Consider the following 13,647-nt stretch of genomic DNA (forward strand, 5'->3'; position numbering starts at 1 on the left):
GCGTACACTACCGGCCCTTTGCTTCAACGTCTAAATTCGTTCGGAATTCGTTCGTGGATGCGGGCCGGGCGCACTCGACGGACCGCTGTCAGATCCGTTCGGGTACAGGATTGCCTGCCGCCTCCACGGCGCGCCGCACCGGCACTCGCGCCAGCAGCACGAAACCCAGTGCGAAGAAGACCACCAACGAGATGATCGCGTCCCGGTAGCTGCCCGTGACCTGGTACGTCAGGCCGAAGACGAGCGGCCCCACCCAGCTCAGCCCGCGGTCGCTCATCTCGTACGCCGAGAAGTACTCGGCCTCCTTGCCCGCCGGCACCAGGTGCGAGAACAGCGAACGCGACAGAGCCTGGCTGCCGCCCAGGACCAGTCCGATCATCGCCGCGAGTGCGAAGAACCACACCGGGGTCCGGGCCGGCAGGAAGTATCCGGCCCCCAACGTCAGCGCCCAGGCGGCCAGCGAACCGAGGATCGTCCGCTTGGCTCCGTAGATCCGGGCCAGCCGCCCCATCCCCAGGGCTCCCGCCACCGCGAGGACCTGGACGAGCAGGATCGCCCCGATGAGGGTGGACTGCTCCAGCTCCAGCTCCTCCGACCCGTAGATGGAGGCCTGGGAGATCACCGTCTGCACGCCGTCGTTGTAGATCAGGTACGCCAGCAGGAACGACAGGGTCAGCGGGTAGCGCCGCATGTCCTTCAAGGTGGCGACGAGCTGCTTCCACCCGCTGACGGCCGGGGCCGCGCCCGGCTCCCGGACCACGGCACGGTCCCGCAGCCGGTTCAGCGGGATCAGCGCGAAGGCGCCCCACCACAGGCCGGCGGAGGCCAGGCAGATCCGGATCGCCATGCCCTCGCTGAGGCCGAAGGATTCGTGGCCCGTGTAGAGCACCAGGTTCATCACGAGCATCACCGAGCCCGCGGTGTACCCGAACGCCCAGCCGCGCGAGGAGACCGCGTCCCGCTCGTCCGGCGTGGAGATCTGCGGCAGGTAGGCGTTGTACAGCACCATCGAGACCGACAGCGAGGCGTTCGCCACGATCAGCAGCAGCCCGCCCAGCAGGTACCGCTCGCCGCCCAGGAAGAACATGCCGGTCGTCGCCGCGGCCCCCGTGTACGCGGCCACGGCCAGCAGCGGCTTCTTGCGGCCGGTCCGGTCCGCGACCGCGCCGGCCAGCGGCATGAGCAGCACGGCCAGGATCACCGAGGCGGACACCGTGTAGGCGAAGAACGAACCGGCCCGCACCGGGATGCCCAGCGGGTGCACGAAGCCCTCGGGGTCCGCCGCCGCCTTGGCGATCGAGGTCAGGTAGGGCCCGAGGAACACGGTGACCACGCTCGCCGAGTACACGGACACCGCGAAGTCGTAGAAGTACCAGCCGCGCTGTTCGTACTTGCTCCCGCCCGTCACCACGGCGGCGGATCTGCCGTCCTCGGACCCCGGTTCCGCGTCGTCCGTCGTCTGCGCGCTCATGGCGGCCCCCTCGCTGGTCCCCGTACCGCACGGCCCGTCGGAGCCGGGGCGGGGCACCCGCGACCGTGTCAGGCCCAGGCCCCGCGCCGCTCCAGCACCGTGCGCAAGATGTCGATCCGGTCGGTCATGATGCCATCGACTCCCAGGTCGAGGAGAGACTCCATGCGTTCCGGTTCGTTCACGGTCCACACGTGCACCTGGAGTCCCCGTGCGTGCGCGGTCCGTACGAACCTCCGGTCGACCACGCGGATGCCCCCCTGGGTCTCGGGAACCTGCGCCGCCACCGCCCCGACGCGCAGTGCGGCCGGGATCGCGAACGAGCGCAGCCGCAGGCCGAGCACCCCGCGCACCCCGTAGGAGGTCGCCAGCCGGGGGCCGGCGATCTTCTGCGCCCGGGCCACCCGGCTCTCCGAGAAGGAGCCCACGCAGACCCGGTCCCAGGCGCCCGTCCGCGCGATCAGGTTGACCAGCGGATGCAGGGCGGACTCCGCCTTGATGTCGATGTTCCAGCGCGCCTCGGGGAACTCTTCCAGCAGCTCCTCGAAGAGGGCCAGCGGCTCGGTGCCCCCCACCCGGGCCTCGCCGATCCGCTTCCAGGGCAGCTCGGCGATCCGGCCCTGCGCGTCGGTGACCCGGTCCAGCGTGGAGTCGTGGAAGGCGACGAGTTTCCCGTCGGCCGAGGCGTGCACATCGGTCTCGAAGTACCGGTAGCCCGCGTCGGCGGCCCGGTGGAAGGCGGCGGCGGTGTTCTCCAGTCCGTCCGCGGCACCTCCCCGGTGCGCGAAGGGGATCGGGGCCGGGTGGTCCAGATACGGATGGCGAAGGCGTACGTGCGTCACGCGCGCAGTATCCCCCGCGCGGGATGCCCTCCGGTGACCGGCAGCCGTCAAACGACTGACGATCGCACTCCAGTCCACGGGCCCCTGGTGCCGGTGGACTGCAACGTGACAGTCTTGACCCGCATTCCCAATCCAATCCCGGCCCCGGTGGACCCGGCGGGGGCCAATCCGACGAAGGTGGACCGGACGCATGGCCGAATGGACCTCAGCGGTCGGTGCCGCACAGCTCGCCCGCCTCATCACCTCGCAGCAGGAGCGGACCGCCGTACCGGGCGCCCGCAAACTGCCCGCGTACCGCACCCTCGCCGACGGGATCCGGCTGCTCGTCCTGGAAGGCCGCGTCCCGGTCGCCGCCCGGCTGCCCGCCGAGCGGGAGCTGGCCGGCTCCCTCTCCCTCAGCCGCACCACCGTCGCCGCCGCGTACGAGGCCCTGCGCGGGGAGGGCTTCCTGGAGTCCCGCCGGGGCGCCGGCAGCTGGACCTCCGTCCCCGCCGGGAACCCGCTGCCCGCCCGCGGCCTGGAACCGCTGCCGCCGGAGTCCCTCGGCTCCATGATCGACCTGGGCTGCGCCGCCCTTCCGGCCCCCGAGCCCTGGCTCACCAAGGCCGTCCAGGGGGCCCTGGAGGAGCTGCCGCCGTACGCGCACACCCACGGGGACTACCCGGCGGGCCTGCCCGCGCTGCGCCGGATGCTCGCCGACCGCTACACCGAGCAGGGCATCCCCACCATGCCCGAGCAGATCATGGTCACCACCGGCGCGATGGGCGCCATCGACGCGATCTGCAGCCTCTTCGCCGGACGCGGGGAGCGGATCGCCGTCGAGTCCCCGTCCTACGCCAACATCCTCCAGCTGATGCGCGCCGCCGGGGTCCGGCTGGTGCCCGTGGCCATGGCCGAGGGGCTCGCCGGCTGGGACATGGACGTCTGGCGCCAGGTGCTGCGCGACTCGGCCCCCCGCCTCGCGTACGTCGTCGCCGACTTCCACAACCCGACCGGGGCCCTGGCCTCCGAGGAGCAGCGCCGGGCCATGGTGGAGGCGGCCCGGGCGGCCGGCACCGTCCTGGTCGCCGACGAGACCATGCTCGAACTCAAGCTGGACCCCGATCTGGAGATGCCCCGCCCGGTCTGCTCCTTCGACCCGGCCGGCTCCACAGTGATCACCGTGGGCTCGGCCAGCAAGGCCTTCTGGGCGGGCATGCGGATCGGCTGGGTCCGCGCGGCCCCCGATGTCATCCGCAGCCTCGTCGCGGCGCGCGCGTACGCCGACCTGGGCACGCCGGTGCTGGAACAGCTCGCGGTGAACTGGCTGATGCGGACAGGCGGCTGGCAGGAGGCCGTCGGGATCCGCCGCGACCAGGCCCGCGAGAACCGTGACGCGCTGGTCGCGGCGGTCCGCCGGCAGCTGCCGGACTGGGAGTTCGTGGTCCCGCAGGGCGGGCTGACCCTGTGGGCCCGCGCGGGCGGGCTCTCCGGGTCCCGGCTGGCCGAGGTGGGGGAGCGGGTCGGCGTACGGGTCCCCTCGGGCCCCCGCTTCGGTGTGGACGGGGCCTTCGAGGGCTACGTCCGGCTCCCCTTCACCGTGGGCGGCCCGGTGGCGGACGAGGCCGCCACCCGCCTGGCCGCAGCGGCCCGCCTGGTCGGCACGGGCGCGGGCGGCAGCGGCGCGGAACCCCCGCGCACGTTCGTGGCGTAACCCCGCGGAACCGGGCCTAGGGAGCCTCGGCCGGTACTTCCGGAAGCGGCGCCCCCTGCGCCGGCGGTTGTCCCTGGAGCGGCTTCGTCGGCGTGATGCGGTCCTGGCCCGCGCCCGCGGCCTCCTGGCGCTCAGGCAGGAGCTCCAGGACGGCCTGCCGGTACGCCGGGTGCGTGGCGTCGTCGTACGGGTCCGGGGTGGCGGGTACCTGGAGCCGGTGGACCGGCCCCGTGCCGAGCCGGGCGTACCCGCGCCCCGGCGGTACCTGTGCGGTGGGCGTGGTGTGCGGCGGCAGGCCCAGTACGTCGGCGATCTGCTGGACGGAGGCGGGCCCGAGCACGATGCGGGCCCTGGTGTGCTGCCAGACGGCGTCGTTCAGCAGTTCCAGGTGGTCGAACTGCTCGGCCACCACCACCGTGACGTGCGCGGCCCGGCCGTGCCGCAGCGGCACCTGGAGCTGGGCCAGCGGGTCGGGGAGGCCCTCGGCGGCCGCCAGGTGGCCCGGCACGCTCGGCTGGTCCAGCAGGATCCACAGGGGCCGCCGGGTGTCGTCGGGGGCGGGGCGCCCGGCCTCCCGGGCCCGGTGGGTGGCCACCAGCCGCCGCTCGGTCTCCTGGGCGGCCCATTCGAGGGTGGCCAGGGCCCCGGTGGGCCCGGACTCCACGGCGAGGACGCCCGTGCGGCCGGACAGGCAGGAGTACTCGCCGCTGCCGCCGCCGTCGATGATCAGTACGTCGCCGCCGTGCCGCAGGGCCTGCAGGGCGACGGAGCGCAGCAGGCTGGTGGCGCCGCTGCCGGGCCGGCCGACGGCCAGCAGGTGGGGCTCGGTGGAGCGGGGGCCGGTCCGCCAGATCACCGGCGGCACGTCCCGCGGCTCGTCCCCCTCCAGGACGGGCAGGGTGCGCTGCACGCTGCCGGCGTCGGTGAAGCCGAGCACGGTCTCCCCGGGGGAGGTCACGAACGGCTGGGCGGCGATGCCCGTCGGCAGCGCCGCCAGCACCCTCAGGTCGAGCTGGTTGCCCTCCTCGTCCCAGTCGAAGAGATACTCCCGTCCGCGCCCGGACTTGGCGTGCAGCAGTGCCTCGATCCGGGCCCTCGATGTGGCCTCGCCATCGGTGAAGTAGGCCGGGTAGCGGATGTGGAGCCGGGTGACGCGGCCCGCCTCGTCGAACTCGTAGCCGCTGAAGGCCTTGTCCCACTCCCCGCCGTGGGCGAAGAGCGGACTCGGGTCCTCCGGGATGGAGAAGTACGGCACGAGGGCTTCGTAGAGGGAGCCGAGCCGTTCGGTCTCGGCATCGCTGGGCCCGGTCTTCACCGGGTTGCGGTCGCGTCCCTGCCAGGCCGCCGCCGCCATGAGGGTGATCAGGGCGAGGAGCGGGCCGTAGGGGACGAGCGCGACCACGAGGACGCAGGCGGCCCCCAGGAACAGCGCGGGACCACGCTTGTCCTTGGGGGTCTCGGACCATTTGCGCCGCCCGGCCGAGGCCAGGATGCGCAGGCCGCGTCCGATGGTGAGGAGCGGATGGAGGACGTCCGTGGCACTGTCGGCGGCCGTGCGAGCGAAGTCGCGGCCCCGGGCCAGCGACGCGGTGCCGCTGCTGAGGATGCGGGGAAGTGGGCGCCGGGCCACGGGCGTCTCCTGGAGTTGTGGTGTGACGTGTGATTCGGGTGTCGCTGGTGATGCGGTGCGGTGGCCGGGCTAGAGCTTGATCCCGCCGAGCAGGCTCGCGAGGCTCGCCGTGCTCGCCGTGATGCTCGGGGCGATGGCGGAGCCGGCGAGGAAGAAGCCGAAGAGCGAGCAGACGAACGCGTGGGTCAGCTTCATTCCGTCCTTCTTGAAGAACAGGAAGCAGATGATGCCCAGCAGTACGACGCCAGAGATGGACAGGACCATGAGAAGTTCTCCTGGTTGGTGGGGACAGTCACCATCAGTTCTTCCAGGCTCACAGGAAGTATCAATGCGACAAAAGGTGCATACGGGTGAATCGGGCGGTTTTTCACTTGACCGGCTCACCCCGGCTGGCGCGTCCGGCGCGAAGGGGGTCGAAGGTGATCATTGCCGCGGCCGGGGCCGTACATGTGCAGGTCCGGGCGCTACTCTGACGATTCACCCGTACGGACGCAGTGCCGTGCACCCCCCTGCCCGCACGGCCCGGGGAAGCTTCATGCCAGCAGCGAGTGAAAGGCGGTACGCGCGATGAGCGAGCACACCGAGGGCACCTCCCCCGACGCACCCGACGAGGAGGTCGTCGAACTGGCCACCAAGATCTTCGACCTCGCCCGTCAGGGCGAGACCGCGCAGCTCGCCGCGTACCTCGACGCGGGCGTCCCGGCGAACCTCACCAACGACCGCGGCGACACCCTCGTGATGCTGGCCGCCTACCACGGCCACGCGGAGACCGTCACGGCCCTGCTGACCCGCGGCGCCGAGGCCGACCGGGCCAACGACCGCGGTCAGACCCCGCTCGCCGGAGCCGTCTTCAAGGGTGAGGAGTCCGTCATCCGCGCCCTGCTCGCCGGCGGGGCCGATCCGAACGCCGGAACCCCCTCCGCCGTGGACACGGCGCGCATGTTCGCAAAGGCCGACCTGCTGGAACTCTTCGGAGCCAAGTAGTCCGCTTTTTGCCGGGTCGTGGCCGGTGTAGACCTCACAGGTTGGTCACGGCAGCCGTAAATGTGGTCGCGGCGCACAAACCGGCTGGGTCATCATGGCGTCGGATTCGATTCGCGAGCACGGGGGACGGGCAGGACGGGCAGGACGCGAAGGGTGTCCCGGCCGGGTCCGGCCGCCATGGTCACGAAGCACCGACGAGAGTGAGAAGGCAATGGTCTACATCGAGCGGAACACGACGGCGAACGCCCTCACATGCTGTTACGCGGCCCTGTGAATTCCGATTCCCGGTTGCGTCCCCAGCTTGATTTGAGGCCATTCCCATGTTCGAACCAGTCATAGCGCCGAGCGGCACCCTGCTCGGGCTCCTCCAGCGCGGCCGCGGCGACGGCACGCTGCACGCACTCGCGGCGCCCAGGGTCGAGGCCCTCGCGGCACTCAACCACTGCGTCCTCCGCGATCCGCGCCAGGACTGGCAGGTCGAGAACCGCTCCCTGTACTACGCCAGGCTCTACCTGGACCTCGACGGCCCCCTCGGCGAGATCGAGAGCCACCTCTTCAGCGCCGACGACCTCGTCGACGAGGAGGACAACCGGACCGGCCTCGCGCTGTCCGTCCTGGGCCACCTGGCCTCGTACGGCCGCGACGACGCGCTCATGCTGCTGCGCCGCTACGCCGCCTCCGGGGCGAACTGGGCCTGGGCCCTCGACGAGCTCGCCCTGCGCGACGACGACGAGGGACTGCGCTCGCTGGGCGCGTCCGTCCTCGCCCGCTTCCCCGCCACCGCGGAGGGTGGGGCGCGGCTGGCCGCCGCCGTCCGCGACGCCTACGAGCCCCGGCCGTGGTGCCTGTGGGAAGAGTCACCGCTGTACGGGGACCGCTTGCGCGCCGCCCGTCAGCAGGGCTCCTTCGACCGCTGGCAGCGCCAGCTGACCCCGAACGGGCCCCGCCCGGGCTGGGGGGTCCAGGCGGTCTTCGACTGGGCCGCCGACGGCCTGCGCCGCGGCACACCGCTGCACGTGCCCGCCGCCCGCTGCCTGGCCGCCGTGGCCCAGCCCGAGGACCGCCCCGCCGTCCTCGCGGCCGCCGCCGGCGCCAACGGCGAGGCCGCCCGCGCCACCGCCCTGCACCACCTGGTCCTCGCCGAACCGGACAACCCGGCCGTACTGGACCTCATCGAAGCCGCCGCGGACGAGCCCGCCGTGGCCGCCTACGAGCGCATGTGCGGCCCCGAGGCCGTCGAACGGGCCCGGCGCTGGGTCCACCGCCCCGACGCCCTCGGAGCGGCCGCCGCGGCCATCCTGGCGGCCCGAGGCGGAGCCGAGGACGCCAAGCTGGTGCTCGGCGCGCTCCGCTCCACGGTCCGCGGCTCGGGCCCCGACACCCAGCGGCTCTTCGCCCTGGTGGACGGCGCCGGCCGGCTCGCGATCGGCTGCGCGGCGCCCGTACTGCGCCACATCTACCGGGAGACCGCCTCCTCCCACCTGCGCGGTCGCGCCGCCCAGGCCCTGGCCAGCACCGACCCCACGTTCGCGGCGGGCTTCGCCGTCGAATGCCTGTGGGACTGCGAGGAGACCACCCGCGAGGTGGCCGCCCGCAACGCCGAGACGGCCGACGCCCGCGTGGCGCCCCGGCTGCGCCGCCTGGCGGCGGACCCGGCGGAGGAAGAGGACGTGCAGTCCGCGGTACGGAGCCGGATAGCTCCGGAGTCCGCGGTGTAGCGCGACACGTACGAAACGTTCGCCGCGTACGCCGAGTACGACGCGTGCGACGGGCAGGCCGGTCACGGACGGGGGACACGCCCGTGACAGCGGGCCCGCCCCCGGCCGGTCCGCTGGGCCGGGCCCACCAGTGCCACCGCCGCACCCACGCCGCCTCAGGCCCTGCAGAACCTCACCGGGACCCCCGGCCGCGCCTGTGCCGCCGCGTCCAGGGCGCGGCCCGGCGGGACGACGCCCACCACCGGGTAGCCGCCCGTCACCGGGTGGTCGGCCAGGAACACCACCGGCAGGCCGTCCGGCGGGACCTGCACCGCGCCCAGCACCATCCCCTCGCTCGGCAGCTCCCCGGCCCGGGCGCGGACCAGCGGGGAACCGGCCTCCGTGCGCAGCCCGATGCGGTTGGACATAGCCGACACCCGGAACACCGCGCGCCACAGCCCGGAGAGCGACGCACCGGTGAACCAGTCCGCCCGCGGCCCGAGCCGGAGCGGGAGCAGCAGCTCCGAAGGGGCCCCCGGCAGCCCGCAGGCGTCCGCGCCGGCCGTCGGACCGGAGACCGCGGTGCCCACCGGCAGCAGGGTCCCCGCCGACAGGACGGGCGGGCCCAGGCCCGACAGCAGGTCCGTCGAGCGGCTGCCCAGGACCGGCGGGACGGCCAGCCCGCCCCGCACCGCGACGTAGCTGCGCAGCCCCGATTCCGCCCGGCCCACCTCCAGCTCCGCCCCCGGCGACAGCCGGACCGGCGCACCCCAGGCCACCGGGCGCCCGGAGACCCGTACGGGACACGGCGCACCCGTGACCGCCACCGTCGTCGCGGAAACGGCCCGCAGGGAGACGCCGTCCAGGGTGGTCTCCAGCGCCGCCGCGTCCGGCGGGTTGCCCAGCAGCCGGTTGGCCAGGGCGTACGCCGCCGTGTCCAGGGCGCCGGAACGGGGGACCCCCAGGTGCGCGTACCCCGGGCGGCCCCGGTCCTGCACCGTGGTCAGCGCGCCCGGCCGGACCACCAGCAGCCCGCTCATCCGGACACCTCCGTGAACCGCACCCGTACCCCCGGCGCGAACAGGGCCGCCGGTTCGCGCTCCGGATCCCAGAGGACCGCCTTCGTGGAGCCGATCAGCTGCCAGCCGCCGGGGGAGGAGCGCGGGTACACCCCCGCGTACTCCCCGGCCAGTGCCAGCGAGCCCGCGGGGACGGACGGCCGGGGCGTGTCCCGCCGGGGCAGGTGGAACCGTTCGGGCAGACCGGTCAGGTAGCCGAAGCCCGGCGCGAACCCGCAGAAGGCCACCCGGAACTCGGTCGCCCCGACGATGCGGGGCACCTCCCCGGGAGCCACCCCCCACAGCCGGGCCACGTCCGCCAGGTCCGGCCCGTCGTACCGCACCTCCACCGAGACCAGCGGCCCCTGCGAGGGCGCGAGCGGCGGCACTTCCCAGCGCGCGATCCGGGCACCGAGCGCGGCCGGATCCCGTACGCCGTCCAGCAGTACGGTCCGAGCCGCGGGCACGAGGTCCCGTACGGGGCCCAGCTCGCCCGCGTCGCGGCGGCGCAGCAGCTCGGCGTGGAGCGCGGCGACCTCCGCCGCCGAGTCCAGTTCGATCAGCAGCGCCTCACCGCCCACCACCAGGCTCCTCGGGCTCCTCACGCGAAGGCCTCCACCCGCACCCCGGCCGCGCCCAGGGCCTCCCGGACCCGCAGGGCCAGGCCCGCGGCCCCCGGGGTGTCCCCGTGCAGGCACAGCGAGCGCGCGGCCACGGGGACCAGGGAGCCGTCGGCCGCCAGTGCCGTCCGCTCGGCCGCCATCCGGACGGCCCGCACCACCACCGCATCCGGGTCGTGCAGCACGGCCCCGGGCTCGCCGCGCGGCACCAGCGTTCCGGCAGGCGTGTAGGCCCGGTCGGCGAAGGCCTCCGGCACGGGGGCCAGCCCCGCCTCCTCGGCGGCCGCGAGCAGCAGCGACCCGGGCAGCCCCAGCACCGGCAGGCCCCCGGTGGCCCCGGCCCCGGCCGCGAGCCGGACGCCGGCGACCACGGCGGCCGCCTGGTCGGCGTCGTACACGGCGCGGTTGTAGAGCGCACCGTGCGGTTTCACGTACGACACCCGAGATCCGGCCGCCCGCGCGAACACCTCCAACGCCCCGATCTGGTAGGCCACCTCGTCGGCGAGCTCGCCGGCCGGCACGTCCATGGACCGCCGCCCGAAGCCCGCCAGGTCGCGGTAGGACACCTGGGCGCCGATCCGTACGCCCCGGGCGGCGGCCAGCTCGCAGACCCGGCGCATGATGGACGGGTCCCCGGCGTGGAAGCCGCAGGCGACGTTGGCGCTCGTGACGACGGACAGCAGGGCCTCGTCGTCGGTGAGGGTCCAGCGTCCGAAACCTTCGCCGAGATCGGCGTTGAGGTCGATCACGGGCGCGGATGCGATCATGGAAGCCATGCGCCTGAGGGTAGAACAGGCGGCGTCCCCGGCCGGCCGGGAACGATCCGAACCTTCGGAATCATCGGAACCCATGCGAACGATCCGGCCGAACCGACGCGTTTGGGATGTTGTCAGGGTCAGCGCCTAGTCTTTGTCCGTGACTCTCCCTGCCCCGGCGAAGACCTTTCCGTCCCCGGCGCCGGGCCCGGCCGCCGACGAGGGCCTGGCCCGGCGGCTGCGCGCCCTCGCCTGCACCGCCCCGCTGCACGACCTCGACGTACGCAAGGCCAATCTGGCCGGCGAGTACGGGGTCTACGCGATGGCGGAAGTCGCGCTGTCCGCGATCGACCTGGTCACGCTGAACATGGACTTCGACACGGGCGCCGACCACGAGCAGATAGTGGCCCGGCTGCTGCCGCGCGTCGCCGCCCAGGCCCCGGCCCGTCCGGCGGCCGAGCACGAGCGGGTGGCCCGCTGGGTGCTGGAGAACCTGATCAACGTCGGCAGCGTGGACCGCGGCTTCCGCGCGATCTACGGAACCTTCGGCCCGGACGGGGTCTACGTCCGCCGGGACTACGACTTCAAGCTGATCGAAGAGGTCCCCGGCCACGGCGGCGCGGTCTACCTCCGGACCACCGACGAGGCCGTCAACGTCCTGGTCGGCGCCCTCGACACGGACGTCACCAGCGCGCAGATCGCGGCCGAGGTGAAGCTGGAGGTGCTGATCAGCCGGGGCCGGCTGGCCGACGCCCAACTCGCCGCCGAGCAGGCCCGGTACCGGACCGTGCAGTACGCGGAGACCCTGCGCCGTACGTTGGACGCGACGCGGCGGAACGTCCGGGCGGTGGACTGGCTCGAGGCGGTGCCCGACATGATCGAGGAGGCCCTCGACCACGTCGCGGACCGCTACCGACACGAGAACGCGATCCTCACCAACATCCGCAAGGCGCGCGACGAGGCGGAAGACCCCGACAACAAGCGGCGCGCCGCCGAGCTCGTCGACATCGTCAAGGACTGCATTCGCCGGCACACGCAGCTCCAGTCCCGGCTGCTGGACGCCGGCCCGCTCTTCCGCGCCGAGCAGGACCGCCAGGCCTTCGCCGCGCCCGCGCCGCGCTCCGGCATCGACCTGTACGGGCAGCTCGTCGCCCCGATCCTGCCGCTGCCGGTGGCCAGGGCCCGCCGGGTCACCGACGCCTTCTTCGCCTCCGGCGCGGGCCTGCGCACCCCCGTCTCGGTGCGGGTCGCGGACCTGGTCGACATCCTCCTCACGCCGCCGGTCGAGCGGGAGCACCTCGGCGTCGAGATGCCCGAGCCCGACCTCATCGCCACCCCGGACGACAGCCGCTTCAGCGAGGAGCAGCTCGCCGCCGCGACCCGGCTCCTGGACCTCCCGCACGATGCCCCGCGCCGGCTGTCCGGCCTCCTCGCCGAGGCCCGGCTCAGCGACCCGGACCTGCCGTACCTGGTGGCCCTGCTGGCCGTGCACGCGGCGAGCCCGGCCGTCGGTACGGCGTACCGGCAGGGCGAGGAGCGGCTGGTCTTCGCCGTGGACGACGGCGCCCAGCTCGAAGACCCCGAGTTCGGCGGCGCGGACCTCATCGTCGGCACGGCCCTCCTGGACGCCGCCGGCATGGCCGCCGCCCGCACGGAGGCAGCATGACCACCCCCGCCCGCGCCACGGCCCCAAACCGGCCGCCCACCGCAGGCCGGGCCCCGGCGCCGCCCCCGCTGTCTGCGGCTGCCCTGACGGTGGCGCCGTTGGCTGACGGTGTGCCGACCGCCGCGGCGGAGCCCGAAGGGCGGCGGCCCGCAGAACAGCGTGCCACCCGAGCCACGCACACCACCACCCGCACCGCGCACACCACCAACCGCACCACCACCCGCACCGCCCTCACCACCCGCACCGCCGAGGAGACACACCCGTGAGCGACGACCACGCCGAGTACCCCGCGTGGAGCGAGCGGCCCCCCGCGTGGAGCGAGCCCGACGCGCCGTCGGCCCCCGCCACGCCCGCGCAGGCGCCCGCGCACCCGCACGCCGCCCCGGTCACCCCGGCGGACGCCGCCGACGCGGCCCGGCTCGTCGCGTTCGGGCTCCAGCCCAAGCTGCTGCCCGCCCGCGACGCCGAGTACGCCGAGCTGCTGCGCCGCTACCGCGAGGACACCCCCTTCGGCCGTCTCGCCGACGCCGTCGCCACCGGGCTCGGCCTCGTCGTCCTGGAGGTGTCGCCCCGCGCCGGCATGGCGGTCGCCGCGGGCGAGGACTCCGTCTTCGCCGTCCGCATGGGCGATTACGCCCGCCGCACCACCGCCGACTCCGCCGACCGGTTCCTGCACGGCCTCGCCCACCTCGCCGTCGCCGCCCTCGCCTTCCCCCGCCCCGAGGACCTCGCCGACGACGGCTACATCGGCCGCATCACCGTCAACGGCGTCGACGCCTTCGTCCGCCAGACCTGCCGCCGCCTGGAGGAGCGCGCCGAAGAGCTCGGCGAGAACACCGACCCGGCCTCCGACGCCCCCGGCCTGGAGGCCGCCTGGCGGGTCTACGCCCGCCGCAGCGCGACCGGCGCCACCAAGGACGCCCGCCGCCTCGCCGGCTCCACCACCGGCATCGTGGGCAAGGCCGCCGTCTTCCTCACCGACTCCGGCTTCCTCCAGCGCACCGGCGACGAGTCCGGCGGCACCTACCGCACCACCCCCCGCTACCAGCTCCAGGTCCGCGACATGGCGGGCAGCGCGGCCATGGCCGAGCTCCTGGACCTCGGCGTGGTCCCCGTCAGCGACGGCTCCGCCACCCTCCTGCCGCCGCCCGAGGGCGACGACCTGGACCTGGCTGCCGACGCCGGCCTGCCGTTCCACGCCTGAGCCACCTGCCCACGTACCCCCAGTACCTCC

Annotated in this window: 13 protein-coding genes; 6 read left to right on the top strand and 7 right to left on the bottom strand. The window is 74.1% G+C overall.

Features of this window, described 5'->3' with window-relative positions; genetic code table 11:
* Nucleotides 1–88: 88 nt before the first annotated feature.
* Nucleotides 89–1,471, bottom strand: coding sequence for an MFS transporter (locus OG625_RS32300; RefSeq protein WP_329388037.1), 1,383 nt, complete (start codon nucleotides 1,469–1,471; stop codon nucleotides 89–91).
* Between the two features lie 68 nt (nucleotides 1,472–1,539).
* Nucleotides 1,540–2,310, bottom strand: coding sequence for a glycerophosphodiester phosphodiesterase family protein (locus OG625_RS32305; protein ID WP_329388039.1), 771 nt, complete (start codon nucleotides 2,308–2,310; stop codon nucleotides 1,540–1,542).
* Nucleotides 2,311–2,500: 190 nt separating this feature from the next.
* Here OG625_RS32305 and OG625_RS32310 point away from each other — a divergent pair, with 190 nt between their 5' ends.
* Nucleotides 2,501–4,003 (top strand): SCO1417 family MocR-like transcription factor, encoded by a 1,503-nt coding sequence (locus OG625_RS32310; RefSeq protein WP_329388041.1) that lies wholly within the window; start codon nucleotides 2,501–2,503, stop codon nucleotides 4,001–4,003.
* 16 nt (nucleotides 4,004–4,019) lie between these two features.
* Here the strand turns inward: OG625_RS32310 and OG625_RS32315 are convergent, their stop codons facing one another.
* Both OG625_RS32315 and OG625_RS32320 read right to left on the bottom strand, forming a co-directional pair.
* The gene (locus OG625_RS32315; RefSeq protein WP_329388043.1) at nucleotides 4,020–5,633 is read right to left on the bottom strand and encodes a hypothetical protein; all 1,614 of its coding nucleotides are present in this window, start codon (nucleotides 5,631–5,633) and stop codon (nucleotides 4,020–4,022) included.
* 69 nt (nucleotides 5,634–5,702) lie between these two features.
* Nucleotides 5,703–5,897 (bottom strand): hypothetical protein, encoded by a 195-nt coding sequence (locus OG625_RS32320; protein ID WP_030031218.1) that lies wholly within the window; start codon nucleotides 5,895–5,897, stop codon nucleotides 5,703–5,705.
* 303 nt (nucleotides 5,898–6,200) lie between these two features.
* Here OG625_RS32320 and OG625_RS32325 point away from each other — a divergent pair, with 303 nt between their 5' ends.
* Both OG625_RS32325 and OG625_RS32330 read left to right on the top strand, forming a co-directional pair.
* A complete protein-coding gene (locus OG625_RS32325) occupies nucleotides 6,201–6,617 on the top strand; it encodes an ankyrin repeat domain-containing protein (protein WP_329388045.1) in 417 nt (138 codons plus the stop codon).
* Nucleotides 6,618–6,937: 320 nt separating this feature from the next.
* Nucleotides 6,938–8,335 (top strand): HEAT repeat domain-containing protein, encoded by a 1,398-nt coding sequence (locus OG625_RS32330; RefSeq protein ID WP_329388047.1) that lies wholly within the window; start codon nucleotides 6,938–6,940, stop codon nucleotides 8,333–8,335.
* A 155-nt stretch (nucleotides 8,336–8,490) separates the two neighbouring features.
* Here the strand turns inward: OG625_RS32330 and OG625_RS32335 are convergent, their stop codons facing one another.
* From OG625_RS32335 to OG625_RS32345, 3 genes are read right to left on the bottom strand one after another with little or no spacing between them, the layout of a single operon-like run.
* Nucleotides 8,491–9,354 (bottom strand): biotin-dependent carboxyltransferase family protein, encoded by an 864-nt coding sequence (locus OG625_RS32335; RefSeq protein WP_329388049.1) that lies wholly within the window; start codon nucleotides 9,352–9,354, stop codon nucleotides 8,491–8,493.
* Nucleotides 9,351–9,977, bottom strand: a complete 627-nt coding sequence (locus tag OG625_RS32340; protein ID WP_329388051.1) for a 5-oxoprolinase subunit B family protein — start codon at nucleotides 9,975–9,977, stop codon at nucleotides 9,351–9,353. Before OG625_RS32340 ends, OG625_RS32335 begins: the two co-directional genes overlap by 4 nt.
* Entirely contained in the window at nucleotides 9,974–10,768 is a 795-nt protein-coding gene (locus tag OG625_RS32345; protein ID WP_443067818.1) for a LamB/YcsF family protein, read from the bottom strand. The genes OG625_RS32340 and OG625_RS32345 overlap by 4 nt, the downstream gene beginning before the upstream one ends.
* A 139-nt stretch (nucleotides 10,769–10,907) precedes the next feature.
* Here OG625_RS32345 and OG625_RS32350 point away from each other — a divergent pair, with 139 nt between their 5' ends.
* From OG625_RS32350 to OG625_RS32360, 3 genes are read left to right on the top strand one after another with little or no spacing between them, the layout of a single operon-like run.
* Nucleotides 10,908–12,413, top strand: a complete 1,506-nt coding sequence (locus tag OG625_RS32350) for a hypothetical protein (protein WP_329388052.1) — start codon at nucleotides 10,908–10,910, stop codon at nucleotides 12,411–12,413.
* The gene (locus tag OG625_RS32355) at nucleotides 12,410–12,679 is read left to right on the top strand and encodes a hypothetical protein (protein WP_329388054.1); all 270 of its coding nucleotides are present in this window, start codon (nucleotides 12,410–12,412) and stop codon (nucleotides 12,677–12,679) included. The genes OG625_RS32350 and OG625_RS32355 overlap by 4 nt, the downstream gene beginning before the upstream one ends.
* On the top strand, nucleotides 12,676–13,617 hold the full coding sequence (locus OG625_RS32360; protein WP_329388055.1) for a hypothetical protein: 942 nt from the start codon (nucleotides 12,676–12,678) through the stop codon (nucleotides 13,615–13,617). The genes OG625_RS32355 and OG625_RS32360 overlap by 4 nt, the downstream gene beginning before the upstream one ends.
* Nucleotides 13,618–13,647 lie beyond the last annotated feature (30 nt).

The sequence above is a fragment of the Streptomyces sp. NBC_01351 genome (assembly GCF_036237315.1).
In the GTDB taxonomy this organism is placed as follows: Bacteria; Actinomycetota; Actinomycetes; order Streptomycetales; family Streptomycetaceae; genus Streptomyces.

Bases quoted from the DNA above. Each gene is read 5' to 3' on its own strand.
- OG625_RS32330 (WP_329388047.1), top strand. From the start codon at position 6,938: ATGTTCGAACCAGTCATAGCGCCGAGCGGCACCCTGCTCGGGCTCCTC.
- OG625_RS32355 (WP_329388054.1), top strand. From the start codon at position 12,410: ATGACCACCCCCGCCCGCGCCACGGCCCCAAACCGGCCGCCCACCGCA.
- OG625_RS32325 (WP_329388045.1), top strand. From the start codon at position 6,201: ATGAGCGAGCACACCGAGGGCACCTCCCCCGACGCACCCGACGAGGAG.
- OG625_RS32335 (WP_329388049.1), bottom strand. From the start codon at position 9,354: ATGAGCGGGCTGCTGGTGGTCCGGCCGGGCGCGCTGACCACGGTGCAG.
- OG625_RS32345 (WP_443067818.1), bottom strand. From the start codon at position 10,768: ATGGCTTCCATGATCGCATCCGCGCCCGTGATCGACCTCAACGCCGAT.
- OG625_RS32300 (WP_329388037.1), bottom strand. From the start codon at position 1,471: ATGAGCGCGCAGACGACGGACGACGCGGAACCGGGGTCCGAGGACGGC.
- OG625_RS32320 (WP_030031218.1), bottom strand. From the start codon at position 5,897: ATGGTCCTGTCCATCTCTGGCGTCGTACTGCTGGGCATCATCTGCTTC.
- OG625_RS32310 (WP_329388041.1), top strand. From the start codon at position 2,501: ATGGCCGAATGGACCTCAGCGGTCGGTGCCGCACAGCTCGCCCGCCTC.